The following is a 12,321-nucleotide window of genomic DNA, read 5'->3' as shown; positions in this document are numbered from 1 at the left end:
CGTGCTCCGTCACAAACAAAAGGAGACACACCCACCATGTCCGACACCTATGTTCTCGTCCACGGCGCCTGGCACACCGGCGCAGAAATCGAAGCCGTGGCCGACGGCCTGCGCGCAGCAGGGCACACCGTGTATTGCCCGACGCTCGCTGGCAACAACCCCGGCGACGACCGCTCGAGCATTGGCCTGGAAGACGCCATTGCTTCCGCCGTGCGCTACATCGAGGAAAAGAATCTCACGCAGGTCCGCCTCGTGGGCCATAGCTACGGCGGCATGGTGATCTCGGGCGTGGCGGATCGCATTGCGCCGCGGCTGAAGCGGCTGGTGTACATCAACGCCTTCGTGCCGCTCGATGGCGAATCGCTCAACGACATGGTGCCGCCGCATTACGTGACGATGTTCGACGCCGTCGCGGAGGCCAACGGCAATGCCGTGACCTTGCCCTTCGAGATCTGGCGCGAAGCCTTCATCAACGATGCGGACCTGGCGACCGCGACGGCCGCCTACGGCAAGCTCAACCCGCACCCGTATCGCACCTTTACCGACAAGATCAGGCTGCAGCAGCCGCTGGCCGCGCTGGCGCTGGGCAAGTCGTATGTCAACTGCCTGCAGGACACCGCGCTGCCGCATGGCATGCCGTGGCATCCGCGCCTGTCGGAGCGGCTGGGCCTGTTCCGGCTGGTGGAGTGCCCCGGCAGCCACGAGATGTTCTTCTCGAACCCCCAGAGGCTCGCGCAGGCGATCCTGGAGGCGGGGCGCGACTGACCCCGTTTCGATCGGTCAGTTGCCGCTGAAGAGCGCGTCGTACACGCGTATTGACGCATAGGCGTCGTTCGCGGCATAGCGGATCTGCGCCTCGGTGAGCTGCTTGTTGGCCCAGTTCGAAGTGGTCGCCTTGCGCGACTTGATGAAGCGGCGGTTGAACACCAGAGCCACCGCCGCCTTCACGCCGACCGACTTGCGGTAGCCGCGGTGGCGGAATTCGTTGTCGATGTCGAACACCGCCTTCGGCTCGATGTTGAGCCGGTTGCGGATCAACGTGAGGTCGCCCGACAGGCCGAAGCCGACCTTGCGCAGCTCGGTGGAGGCGATCAGCGCGGCCACCACCGGGTTGCACTCGGTGCGGTGCAACTGGAACAGCCACGCCGTGTCGCGCGTGGAGAACTGCACCACGTGCGGGCCGCCCGACACCTCGTTCTTCGCGAAGGTGGGCTTGGATTCGGTGTCGAAGCCGGCGATGCCCGCGGCGAGCAGCGTGGCGGCGGCGTGTTCTGCATCTTGCAGTGTCTGCACGACCACGATGTCTTTCAGGCCGAGGCCTTCGAAGGGTTCGAGCAGCGCGATCTGTTCGCGCTCGGGCAGGGGAGGGAGCTTGGGGTTCTCGCTCACCGGGAGGCTGCTTTCGCTGTCTTTTTCTTCACTGAGGTTTTCTTCACTGCTGTTTTCTTTGCGGGTGTTTTCTTCGGCTTCGGTGGCTGGCCCGAGCGCAGCGCTGCTTCATATGCAAGGCGGCCCCACAGGGCGGCTTCCTCGCGGTCTTCGAAAAGATCCGCCGGGGCTTGCCGGTACGACATCGGCATCGACTTGCCCTGGCGCACGTAGGTGAAGGGCGGCAGGTTCAGCTTGTCGAAATGCGCGGCGCTCTCGGCATCGGCCTTGAGGTAGAGCGTGTCCTTGGCGACCAGCGCGATCATGCGGCCTTCGTGCCAGATGCCGTGGCCGCCGAACATGCGGCGCGTTTCGATGCGGCCGAGCCGCTCGAAGGTTTCGTGCAGGCTTTCGACGAATTCGCTCATGCGGTGATCTCGATGCGGTTGCCGTCCGGGTCGAGCACCACGCTCTCGTAGTAGCCATCGCCAGTGCGGCGCGGGCCGTCGAGCAGCGGGTAGCCGTCGGCCTTCAGACGCTGCGTGAGTTCGTCGACCGCAGCGTCTGAGCCCACGCTGATCGCCAGGTGCGTCCAGCCCATGCGCTGCGCGCCGGCTTCGGCCGTCACGGGCGAGAGCGTGCTCGTGGTCATGGCCTCTATGCGCGCGCCGTCGCCCAGGCTCAGGAAGCACGAGGCGAAGCCCTTGGCCGGGTTGACATAACCCGCGCCGGCGGTGGCGCCGAAGTAGTCGACATAGAAGCGCTTGCAGCGTTCGAGATCGGTGGTCCAGAGTGCGATGTGGTCGATGCGCATGGGCACGAAAAGAAGATGGGGTTCAGCCGATGCGCCACGGCGGGCGCGAGGGCGACCAATGGTAGGCGATGCGTTCGCGGCCGCTCGAGGGGTGCCGATCGACCGCACCGCGCTCGAGGCCATAGCGCTCGTAGAAGCGCTGCGCCGACGTGTTGGTGGAGGCAACGTGCAGCCACCAGCCTGTGGGAATGCGCACGCAGGCCTCGTCGAGCAAGGCCTTGCCCAAACCCTGGTTGCGCAGATGGGGCTCGACGAAGAGCTGGGCCACGTACTCGCGCCGCTCCAGCAGCACCATGAACGCCAGCACCTGCCCGTCGCGCTCCGCCAGCACCACTTCGGCGGGCGGGCCGAACTCGGTCTGCACGCGGTGCAGCCAGTAGCCGATCGGCTCGAAATGGGGGACGCCCCGGTTGGCCGCGATCCAGGCGCGGCGCCAGATGCCGGCCAGCACCATGTTCTCTTCGGCGCTGCCTTCGCGCAACCGCAGGTGGAAGGCGGGAATTTGGGCGGCGGACATGCGAACCATGATACGGCGCGGGGCCGCTGTGGTCGATGAGGCGCGGCCCTAGGAGCGCAGGGTTTGCGCGTGGTGCGCTATGTGGTCGGCCATGAAGCTCTGGATGAAGTAGTAGCCGTGGTCGTAGCCCGCGTGGCGGCGCAGCGTGAGCGGCTGGCCCGCCGCGAAGCAGGCGGCCTCGAAGGCCTCGGGGTGCAACTGCTCGGCGAGGAATTTGTCGGCCAGGCCCTGGTCGATGAGGATGCCCTGCGGGTAGGGCGCCACCACCTGCGACTTCATGAGCGCGCTGGCGTCGTGCGCCAGCCACTGCGCACGGTCGGCGCCGGGCTGGCCCAGATAGCCGCCGAGTGCCTTCTCGCCCCATGGGCACTGCGTGGGCGCGCAGATCGGCGCAAAGGCCGAGAGCGACTTGAAGCGCCCCGGATGCCGCAGCGCCAGCGTGAGCGCGCCGTGGCCGCCCATCGAGTGGCCGAAGATGCCGATGCGCTCGCCGTCGATGGCGAAGTGCTTCGCGACCAGCGGCAGCAGTTCGTGCACGACCCAGCTTTCCATGCGCCAGTGCGTGGCCCATGGCTCGACGAGCGCGTCGAGGTAGAAGCCGGCGCCGATGCCGAAGTCCCAGTCGTCCTTCGCACCCGGAATGCTTTCCGCTTCGCGGCCGCGCGGGCTGGTGTCGGGCGCGATCAGCGCAAGGCCCAGGCTCGCGGCCATGCGCTGCGCGCCGGCCTTCATCGCGAAGGTCTCCTCGTTGCAGGTCAGGCCCGCGAGGTAGAGCAGGGCGGGCACCCGCTCGTGCGCGACCTGCGGCGGCAGGTAGACCGAGAAGCGCATCGGAAGGCCGATTTCATGCGAGCGGTGTTCGAGAAAGCGCTGCACGCCGCCGAAGGCGTGGTGCTCGGAAAGAGTCTTCGGAGTGTTGTCGGTCATTGAGGGTTCTTGCCGCGCAGGGCGGGCACGAGTTCGAGCACGGCGTCGGCAAAGGTGCGCGGCGCTTCCTGCGGCATGTTGTGGCCCGCGCCGGGCACGAGCCGGTGCGAACGCGGGCCGCTGAAACGGTGTGCGTGGGCCGATGCATCGGCGGGCGGGCGCACGCCGTCGTCGATGCCGTCGAAGGTGATGGCGGGCACGGTGATCGTGGGCTGGGCCGCAAGGCGGCGTTCGATGTCGGCGTAGGCCGGGTCGCCCGGCACGAGGCCGAAGCGGTGGCGGTACGACTGGATCACCACGTCCACGAAATCAGGGTGGTCGAAGGCGGCGGCGCTGCGCTCGAAGGTGGCGTCGTCGAACTTCCAGGTTGGCGACCAGAGCTTCCACAGCAGCTTTGTGAGCGCCTTGCGGTCTTTCTCGAGGCCGGCGCGGCCGCGCTCGCTGTGGAAGTAGTACTGGTACCAGAGGCTGTGCTCGTTGGCCGGCGTGTCCGGCTCCATCGCCTTCGCGATGTTCTGGATGTTGTAGCTGTTGAGGGACACCAGCCCCGCGCAGCGTTCGGGCCACAGCGCCGCGACCACGCAGGCGGCGCGGCCGCCCCAGTCGTAGCCGGCCAGCACGGCACGGTCGATCTTCAGCGCGTCGAGCAGCGCGAGCAGGTCGGCGCCCAACGCGGCCTGTTCGCCCGAGCGGGGCGTAGCCTCGCTCAGGAAGCGCGTGGCGCCGTAGCCGCGCAGGTACGGCACGATCACGCGGCAGCCCTGGTCGGCCAGCATTGGCGCGACTTCGGCATAGGTGTGGATGTCGTACGGAAAGCCGTGCATCAGCAGCACGGGAGGCCCGTCCGCAGGGCCTGCTTCGTAGTAGGCGATTTCAAGGACGCCCGCTTCGATCTTGCGCAGGGGTTCCATGCGATTCATGGCGAGCGCCTCCCGGGGTTTAGTAGAGAACCACGCCGCGAATGGATTCGCCGCGCTTCATCAGGTCGAAGCCCTTGTTGATGTCCTCCAGCGGCATGGTGTGCGTGATCAGGTCGTCGATGTTGATCTTGCCTTCCATGTACCAGTCGACGATCTTCGGCACGTCGGTGCGCCCGCGTGCGCCACCGAAGGCCGAGCCTTCCCACTTGCGGCCGGTGACCAGCTGGAATGGTCGCGTGCTGATCTCGGCGCCCGCTTCGGCCACGCCGATGATGATGCTGCGGCCCCAGCCCTTGTGCGTGCATTCGAGCGCCTGGCGCATCACCTTCGTGTTGCCGATGCACTCGAAGCTGTAGTCGGCGCCGCCGTCGGTCAGCTGCACGATGGCATCGACGACGTTCTCGGTGTCCTTGGGGTTGATGAAGTGCGTCATGCCGAACTTGCGGGCCATGGCTTCGCGCTCGGGGTTCAGGTCCACGCCGATGATCTTGTCGGCACCTACCATCCTGGCGCCCTGGATCACGTTCAGGCCGATGCCGCCGAGGCCGAACACCACCACGTTGGCGCCGGCTTCCACCTTGGCCGTGAAGATCACCGCGCCGATGCCCGTGGTGACGCCGCAGCCGATGTAGCAGACCTTGTCGAAGGGGGCGTCTTCGCGGATCTTGGCCAGCGAGATTTCAGGGGCGACCGTGTAGTTGCTGAAGGTCGAGGTACCCATGTAGTGAAAGATCGGCTTGCCGTCGAGGCTGAAGCGCGAGGTGGCGTCGGGCATCAGGCCCTTGCCCTGCGTGCCGCGGATCAGCTGGCACAGATTCGTCTTGCGGCTCAGGCAGAACTTGCACTGGCGGCATTCGGGCGTGTACAGCGGGATGACGTGGTCGCCCTTTTTCAGCGTGGTGACGCCGGGGCCGACATCGACCACGATGCCCGCGCCTTCATGGCCGAGGATCGCGGGAAAGATGCCTTCGGGGTCGGCGCCCGAGAGGGTGTAGTAGTCGGTGTGGCAGATGCCGGTGGCCTTGATCTCGACCAGCACTTCGCCGAATTTCGGGCCTTCGAGGTCCACGGTTTCGATGGTGAGCGGGGCTCCGGATTTCCAGGCGACGGCGGCTTTGGTTTTCATGGCGAGTGTGATTCTTCAGAAAGGCGAAGCGGTAAGGATACCCAGACGACGTTCAAACAGGGCCGGCAGGAAAGATTCCCGACATTCCCACAAAGCCGGGCAGGTGGCGAAAGTCCCAGACCCAGTTTCGCAGTGCGGGAAATTCATCGAGAGAAATGCCGCCTTCGCCGGCGAGCGCGACGTAGGGGAAGCAGGCGAGGTCGGCAATGGTCGGCTCGGGTGGGGACGCAAGCCAGCGCAGGCCCACGCTGGCCTGCTCGGCGAGATGGTCGTCGAGCACGCGGAACACGGCGCGCGCGCCGCTGCGGCAGGCCTCGATGTCGAGGTGGTGGTAGCCGAGCGCGTCGTGCAGCCGCGCGGCCGAGGCGGTGCGGGTGATGTCGTCGGCAGTGGCGAGCCACATCGCGACCTGGCCGCGCCGCTTCGGGTCGTCGGGGTACCAGCGGCCTTGCGCGTCGTAGCGGCTTGCCAGGTAGACCAGGATGGCCTGTGCATCGCGCAGCAGGAAGCCGTCGTCGTCGATCACCGGGAGCTGGCCGAGCGGGTTGATGTTCGCCAGGAATACGGCGGATTTGTGCTCGCGGCCGGGAAAGAAATCGACCGGCACCGTTTCGTACGCGACACCCAGCCAGGCCAGCATCTGCCGCACCTTGAAGCAGTTGCCCGAGAGCGGATAGTCGTAGAGCTTCAGCGTCGTCATGCCGCCGCCCTCACGCCGAAGCGCATGCCGCGCTCGCGCAGCCATCGCCGGTAGGTGACGGAGGATGTGTCGCCGCGCGTCGGTGTTTCGGCGCGGCCTTCGAGCGGCATGCGCTTGAAGGCGTGGTTTTCCAGGATGGGCTTGTCCTGGCCGAAGATGGTGTGCTGGAAGGCGATGAGCTCGGCATCGGTGGAGTCGTCGTCGTAGCAGGCGAGCAGCGTGTGGGCGACAACGTGCTCGTCGTCGATGGGCTGAAGAAAGAGGCCGATCGCGTCGAGCGCGCCCGCACGGAAGCTCGATTTGTAGAGCATGGCCGAGAAGGGCTGCATCACGCGGTACTTGTAGAGCACCTCGCTGCCCGAATCGTGCGCGGCGGAAGCGCGCGGCTGCCAGAAGCGGCAGTCGGTGGCCCAGATCTCGCCGGTGGCGGGCTCGACCTGCACCTGGTACTGCGCCACCTCGGTGTGCGGCACCTTGCCGAGGTAGTCGGCATGCACGAAGGGAAAGTGCGCCATGTCGAGGAAGTTCTCGATCACGCGCAGGCCCGACACCGCGACGCCGATGCCGCCGCAGTCGATGATGCGGCGGCCGGGTTCGCTGTGCTCGGGAAAGTCGAACAGGGCGCGCGCGGGTCGGCCGCTGGGGCAGACCCAGAAGTAGCCGTAGCGCGACTGCACAGTAAGCGGCTGGTCGCCGAGGCGGCATCGGGGTGTGCCGTCGGCGTCGGTCCAGAGCTGCACGGTTTCGCCGAGCAGGCGGGTCGTGCGGGGCGTGGTCGTCGCGGGCCCGACGACCAGCCAGTCGTCGAGCATGTTGGGGTCGTCGGTGACGAAGGGCATGGGTGCTTTCAGCGTTGGGGCAGGGCTTCGATGCCGGCGCGCAGTTCGCGAGCGGCGGTGTGCAGGGTCTTCATGGCGGGCGAGTCGGGGGCTGCATCGGTCCACAGGTGGACGAAGGCAAGCCGGGGCTGGGCGTCGAGGACGAGGGCGACGGTGTTCACGTCGTCGAGCAGGCCGCGCCAGGCAGCTGAGACTGCATCGGCTGTCAGGCCGCGCTGTGCCAGCGTTTCTCGCACCGTGCCGGCGGGCGCACGCACGGTCAGCGTGCGGCAGAAGTGCCAGCCGGTGGGGATGGCGCCTTCCAGTTCGGCGGGCGCGGGCGGCACTTCGGGCGACAGGTGAACCCACAGCATCCCTGCGGCCTCCATCGTGCCGAAGGTCTTCGCGCAGACGTTGCGCGGAGCCTGCATGGCCGGATGCGCCGGAATGCTGGTGCACTGCCCGCTGCCCGCCGCGTACTGCCAGCCGTGGTACGCGCAGGCCAGGCGGTTGTCGACGACCTGGCCCAGCGTGAAGCGCACGCTGCGGTGCGGGCAGCGGTTCTCCCAGGCCTGGGCGGTGCCGTCGGCGGCGCGCCAGAGCGCGAGCTCCTGGCCCTCGGCAAAGCCGGCGACGATGTTGGCGCCGGGGCGCAGGTCGGCCGAGCGCGCGACGGGGTGCCAGGTGGCGGTGTTCTGTGTGTTCATGGATCGTGGGGGAGCAAGGCTGGACGCCGGTGATACCGTACCGCTTCCGCCGCACCGATGAAAGCCACATGAAGAGACGCTACTTTTCATTCCTGCAACGCCGGGCCTCATGAGCCGGATCGATCTCGCCCTTGTAGAGGCCTTCGTACTGATCGCCCGGAGCGGCAGTCTCACCAAGGCCGAAAGCCTCTCGGGCGTGTCCAAGGCCACCTTGAGCCGGCAGCTCACGCGGCTGGAGAAGTTGCTTGGCGCGCAGTTGCTGATGCGCAGCCCCCGCCGCATTGCGCTCACCGAGGCCGGCCGCGCGTTCTTTGCGCGCGGCGAAGGGCTGCTCGACGAAGTGACGGGCCGGCTCGAAGCGGCCAGCACCGAGATCCACGCGCTGACGACGGGCGTCTCGGGCGGCCTCTCGCTGCTGTCGGACACGCAGTTCAGCACCTCCTTCGTCTGCCATGTCGTCAAGCTGTTCCTGGAAATGCACCCGGACGTGCGCTGCCAGCTCGACGTGGCGAACGGCTTTCATGCGCCGCAGATCGGCGATGTCGACTGCTACGTGTGCTCCGAGCCGCCCGATGCGCCGAACCTCGTGGCCAAGCTGCTCGGGCGGCTGAACTACGGGCTGTATGCGAGCCCGCAGTACCTGGCACGCCGCGGCACGCCGTCGTCGCCTGAAGAGCTGGCCACGCACCAGTTCATCGTGATGAAGGAGCCTTCGGTGCGTTCGCAGGTGCTGCTGGTGTCGGGCGCGTCGAGCTTTGCCTTCCAGCCCGAGCCCGCCTTCGAGACCAACGACCACTGGGTCATGAAGACTTTCTGTATCGACGGCCTGGGCATCGCGCTGCTGCCGGCCTTCTTCGTGCGCCCGGAGCTGGAGCAGGGCGTGCTGGTGCCGGTGCTGCAGCAGTGGCAGCCCGAGCCGCGGCGCATCTACTGTGCCTACCAACGGCAGCGCTACATGGGGCAGAAGCTGCGCTCGTTCGTCGACCTGATGGCGCGCTGCGTGGTCGACATCGATTCGTACAACTACTACGTCGGATCGTCCACGGCGCGGCGCCGCAGGACGGCCGCGAGACCATAATTGCAGACCGCCAGACCCTCATCCATCATGAAGAAAATCCTCGTCCTCAACGGCCCCAACCTCAACCTGCTCGGCACGCGCGAGCCCGAACAGTACGGACGCGACACGCTGGCCGACGTCGAGCGCCTGTGCAAGGACACGGGCGCGAAGCTGGGCGTGGAGATCGAATGCCGCCAGTCGAACCACGAAGGCGTGCTGATCGACTGGATCCAGGAAGCCGGCCGCGAAGTGGCGGCGGGCAACATGCTCGGCGTGGTGATGAACCCCGGCGCCTACACCCACACGTCGATTGCGCTGCACGATGCGATCAAGGGCGCGAGCGTGCCGTTGATCGAACTGCACATCTCCAACGTGCACGCGCGCGAGGAGTTTCGCCACCACTCGTACATCTCGCCCGCGGCGAAGGGAATCATCGTGGGGCTGGGCGTGAAGGGCTACACCTTGGCCATCGCGGCCCTGGTGCCCTGACCCTCGTACTTCTAGTAGAGCTGCTTCGGCGCCGTGGCCTTCCAGCTGCGGCTGATGCGCCCGGCGCTGTCGATGCTTTCGAGGTGCACGTCGAAGCCCCAGAGCCGCGCGACGTGCTTCAGCACTTCTTCCGCCCCGTCGTGCAGTGGCAGGTTGTTGCGCTGCGTGTGACGCAGGGTCAGTGAACGGTCGCCGCGCGTGGCCACGCTCCACACCTGGATGTCGGGCTCGCGGCTGCTGATGTCGTACTGGCGTGACAGCGATTCGCGCAGCGCCTGGTAGCCGCTGTCGTCGTGGATGGCGGATACCTCCAGCTCGGCCTCGCTCTGGAAGTCGCGGATCGAGAACAGGCGGAAGTCGCGCATCGTCTTCGGGCTCAGGAACTGGCCGATGAAGCTCTCGTCCTTGAAGTTGCGCATCGCGTAGTCGAGCGTCTTGAGCCAGTCGCTGCCCGCGAAGTCGGGGAACCAGCGGCGGTCTTCCTCGGTCGGCTTTTCGCAGACGCGCCGCAGGTCGGTGTACATCGCGAAACCCAGCGCATACGGGTTGATGCCGCTGTAGGCGCGGTGTCCCACCGGCGGCTGGAAGATCACGCCCGTGTGCGAACTGAGCCATTCCATCATGAAGCCGTCGGCCAGCTGGCCGCGGTCGTACATGGTGTTGAGCAGCGTGTAGTGCCAGAAGGTGGCCCAGCCTTCGTTCATCACCTGGGTCTGGCGCTGCGGGTAGAAGTACTGCGCGATCTTGCGCACGATGCGCACCACTTCGCGCTGCCAGGGTTCGAGCAGCGCGGCGTTCTTCTCGATGAAGTAGAGCAGGTTCTCCTGCGGCTCCGACGGAAAGCGCTTTGACGAATCGGACTCGGCCGCCTGCTCGCTCTTGCGCGGCAGCGTGCGCCACAGGTCGTTCACCTGCTGCTGCATGTGGCGCTCGCGCTCGGTACGCTGGGCACTCTCTTGCGCCAGCGAGCGCTTCTGCGGGCGGCGATAGCGGTCGACGCCGTAGTTCATGAGCGCGTGGCAGGAGTCGAGCAGTTCCTCGACCGCATCGAGGCCGTGACGCTCCTCGCATTCGGCGATGTAGTGCCGCGCGTAGACGAGGTAGTCGATGATGGACGACGCATCGGTCCACATGCGGAACAGGTAGTTGCCCTTGAAGAAGCTGTTGTGGCCGTAGGCCGCATGCGCGATCACCAGGGCCTGCATGGCCATGGTGTTTTCTTCCATCAGGTAGGCGATGCACGGATCGGAGTTGATGACGATCTCGTAGGCCAGCCCCATGTGGCCCCGGCGATAGTTCTTCTCGGTGGCGATGAACTGTTTGCCGTACGACCAGTGGCGATAGATCATCGGCATGCCCACGCTCGCGTAGGCGTCCATCATCTGTTCGGCCGTGATGACCTCGAGCTGGTTCGCGTACACGTCGAGGCCATAGCCCTTGGCGGTCTTGGCGATCTCGGTGTGATACGTCTCGATGAGGTCGAATGTCCAGTCGGAAGGGCTGGGCAGGCGTTCGAGCCGGGGGGGGACGATGATGGCGCTCATGACGTGACCCCTTCCTTCTTGAACAGGTCGCGGAAAACCGGATAGATGTCTTGCGCGTCGGACACCTTGCGCATGGCGAAGTTGGGCGCGACGCCCTCGAGCTGCTGGTACTCCTGCCACAGGTTCTGCTCGGTCTCGGCCACCTGCACGTAGGCGTAGTAACGCACCACCGGCAGGATGTTCTCGACCAGCAGCTCGCGGCAGCGGCCGCTGTCCTGGTGCCAGTTGTCGCCGTCGCTGGCCTGCGCGCCGTACACGTTCCATTCGCCGCTGGGGTAGCGTGCCTTGATGATCTCGTCCATCAGTACCAACGCGCTCGACACCACGGTGCCGCCGGTTTCGGTGGCGTGGAAGAACTCTTCTTCAGTCACCTCCTGCGCCTGCGTGTGATGGCGCAGGAACACGAGGTCGATGGTCTCGTAGTGCCGCGTGAGGAACATGTACAGCAGCATGAAGAAGCGCTTGGCCATGTCCTTGCGCGCCTCGTCCATCGAGCCCGACACGTCCATGAGGCAGAACATCACGGCCTTGGCACTGGGCACCGGCGTCTTCACGCGGTTGCGGTAGCGCAGGTCGATGGGGTCGATGTAGGGCACGTGCCGCATGGTGCGGCGCAGCTCGGCGATGCGCTCTTCGGTCTCGCGGATTTCCTTCTGGATGAGCGCTGAAGTGACCTGCGGATGCAGCTTCAGGTGTTCGAGGTGCGCTTCCAGGCGCTTGAGCTCCTTGCGCGGTTCGCCGCCCAGCGCGATGCGGCGGGCGAGCGCACCGCGCATCGAGCGCACCACGTGCAGGTTGTTGGGAGAGCCGTCGCTGGTGAAGCCGGCGCGGTGGCTCTTCCACTCGGGCACGTCGGCGATCTGCGTGCGAATGAGGTGCGGCAGCGCGAGGTCGTCGAAGAACACGCGCATGAACTCTTCGCGCGTGAGGCGGAAGACGAAGTCGTCCTCGCCTTCGCCGCTGTCGCTGGCCTCGCCGCTGCCGGAGCCACCGCTGCCCCCGCCTTCGGGGCGCTTGATGCGGTCGCCTTTCAGGTACTCCTGGTTGCCTGGGTGCACGTACTCGCGGTCGCCGCCGCGTGCATGGCCGAACACCGGTTCGGACACGTCGTGGCGCGGCAGGGTCACGTCTTCGCCTTGCTCCAGTTCGCGGATGTTGCGGCCGCTGACGGCGCGCCTCACCGCTTCCTGGATCTGCCCCTTGTAGCGCCGAAGGAAGCGCTCGCGGTTGCCAATGGACTTGTTCTTGCCCGATAGCCGGCGGTCGATGATCTGCTGCAGGATGGCCACGATGTTGTCAAAGCTCCTTGCAAAGAGAGAACGAACGAAGGGTCG

15 protein-coding genes are annotated in these 12,321 nt (G+C 66.4%); 3 read left to right on the top strand and 12 right to left on the bottom strand.

From position 1 onward, the window contains the following. Nucleotides 1-36 precede the first annotated feature (36 nt). Nucleotides 37-765, top strand: coding sequence for an alpha/beta fold hydrolase (locus tag ACN9MV_RS21845; RefSeq protein ID WP_093051448.1), 729 nt, complete (start codon nucleotides 37-39; stop codon nucleotides 763-765). Between the two features lie 15 nt (nucleotides 766-780). Here ACN9MV_RS21845 and ACN9MV_RS21840 read toward each other — a convergent pair whose 3' ends face one another. The 10 genes from ACN9MV_RS21840 to ACN9MV_RS21795 are packed head-to-tail and all read right to left on the bottom strand — an operon-like array spanning nucleotide 781 to nucleotide 7,897. Continuing rightward, nucleotides 781-1,389: a 3'-5' exonuclease gene (locus tag ACN9MV_RS21840; protein ID WP_097198686.1), complete on the bottom strand. Its 609-nt coding sequence runs from the start codon at nucleotides 1,387-1,389 to the stop codon at nucleotides 781-783. Continuing rightward, the gene (locus ACN9MV_RS21835; RefSeq protein ID WP_093176984.1) at nucleotides 1,386-1,796 is read right to left on the bottom strand and encodes a TfoX/Sxy family protein; all 411 of its coding nucleotides are present in this window, start codon (nucleotides 1,794-1,796) and stop codon (nucleotides 1,386-1,388) included. Before ACN9MV_RS21835 ends, ACN9MV_RS21840 begins: the two co-directional genes overlap by 4 nt. Beyond that, on the bottom strand, nucleotides 1,793-2,182 hold the full coding sequence (locus ACN9MV_RS21830; protein WP_093051439.1) for a VOC family protein: 390 nt from the start codon (nucleotides 2,180-2,182) through the stop codon (nucleotides 1,793-1,795). Before ACN9MV_RS21830 ends, ACN9MV_RS21835 begins: the two co-directional genes overlap by 4 nt. 22 nt (nucleotides 2,183-2,204) lie before the next feature. Then, on the bottom strand, nucleotides 2,205-2,699 hold the full coding sequence (locus ACN9MV_RS21825; protein WP_256216816.1) for a GNAT family N-acetyltransferase: 495 nt from the start codon (nucleotides 2,697-2,699) through the stop codon (nucleotides 2,205-2,207). A gap of 48 nt (nucleotides 2,700-2,747) precedes the next feature. Further along, entirely contained in the window at nucleotides 2,748-3,626 is an 879-nt protein-coding gene (fghA, locus tag ACN9MV_RS21820) for an S-formylglutathione hydrolase (protein WP_093176985.1), read from the bottom strand. Then, nucleotides 3,623-4,546 carry an alpha/beta fold hydrolase gene (locus tag ACN9MV_RS21815; RefSeq protein WP_426389399.1) on the bottom strand — a complete coding sequence of 308 codons (924 nt, stop codon included), beginning with the start codon at nucleotides 4,544-4,546 and terminating at the stop codon, nucleotides 3,623-3,625. The genes fghA and ACN9MV_RS21815 overlap by 4 nt, the downstream gene beginning before the upstream one ends. A 19-nt stretch (nucleotides 4,547-4,565) precedes the next feature. After that, nucleotides 4,566-5,672 (bottom strand): S-(hydroxymethyl)glutathione dehydrogenase/class III alcohol dehydrogenase, encoded by a 1,107-nt coding sequence (locus ACN9MV_RS21810; protein ID WP_093051428.1) that lies wholly within the window; start codon nucleotides 5,670-5,672, stop codon nucleotides 4,566-4,568. 52 nt (nucleotides 5,673-5,724) lie between these two features. Beyond that, a complete protein-coding gene (locus ACN9MV_RS21805) occupies nucleotides 5,725-6,372 on the bottom strand; it encodes a glutathione S-transferase family protein (protein ID WP_426389398.1) in 648 nt (215 codons plus the stop codon). Further along, nucleotides 6,369-7,211: an aromatic ring-hydroxylating dioxygenase subunit alpha gene (locus ACN9MV_RS21800; RefSeq protein WP_426389396.1), complete on the bottom strand. Its 843-nt coding sequence runs from the start codon at nucleotides 7,209-7,211 to the stop codon at nucleotides 6,369-6,371. The genes ACN9MV_RS21805 and ACN9MV_RS21800 overlap by 4 nt, the downstream gene beginning before the upstream one ends. A gap of 8 nt (nucleotides 7,212-7,219) precedes the next feature. After that, complete coding sequence (locus ACN9MV_RS21795; RefSeq protein WP_426389394.1) at nucleotides 7,220-7,897, bottom strand: Rieske 2Fe-2S domain-containing protein; 678 nt, start codon at nucleotides 7,895-7,897, stop codon at nucleotides 7,220-7,222. Between the two features lie 109 nt (nucleotides 7,898-8,006). Here ACN9MV_RS21795 and ACN9MV_RS21790 point away from each other — a divergent pair, with 109 nt between their 5' ends. After that, the gene (locus ACN9MV_RS21790) at nucleotides 8,007-8,975 is read left to right on the top strand and encodes a LysR family transcriptional regulator (RefSeq protein WP_426389393.1); all 969 of its coding nucleotides are present in this window, start codon (nucleotides 8,007-8,009) and stop codon (nucleotides 8,973-8,975) included. Nucleotides 8,976-9,002: 27 nt separating this feature from the next. Further along, on the top strand, nucleotides 9,003-9,443 hold the full coding sequence (aroQ, locus tag ACN9MV_RS21785; RefSeq protein WP_093051415.1) for a type II 3-dehydroquinate dehydratase: 441 nt from the start codon (nucleotides 9,003-9,005) through the stop codon (nucleotides 9,441-9,443). An 11-nt stretch (nucleotides 9,444-9,454) separates the two neighbouring features. Here aroQ and ACN9MV_RS21780 read toward each other — a convergent pair whose 3' ends face one another. Both ACN9MV_RS21780 and ACN9MV_RS21775 read right to left on the bottom strand, forming a co-directional pair. Beyond that, nucleotides 9,455-10,987 (bottom strand): SpoVR family protein, encoded by a 1,533-nt coding sequence (locus ACN9MV_RS21780; RefSeq protein ID WP_093051412.1) that lies wholly within the window; start codon nucleotides 10,985-10,987, stop codon nucleotides 9,455-9,457. Further along, nucleotides 10,984-12,276: a YeaH/YhbH family protein gene (locus tag ACN9MV_RS21775; protein WP_093051409.1), complete on the bottom strand. Its 1,293-nt coding sequence runs from the start codon at nucleotides 12,274-12,276 to the stop codon at nucleotides 10,984-10,986. The genes ACN9MV_RS21780 and ACN9MV_RS21775 overlap by 4 nt, the downstream gene beginning before the upstream one ends. Nucleotides 12,277-12,321 lie beyond the last annotated feature (45 nt).

The sequence above is a fragment of the Variovorax sp. R-27 genome (genome assembly GCF_049913215.1).
Lineage (GTDB): Bacteria > Pseudomonadota > Gammaproteobacteria > Burkholderiales > Burkholderiaceae_C > Variovorax.
This window is presented reverse-complemented; position numbering and strand designations above follow the sequence as displayed.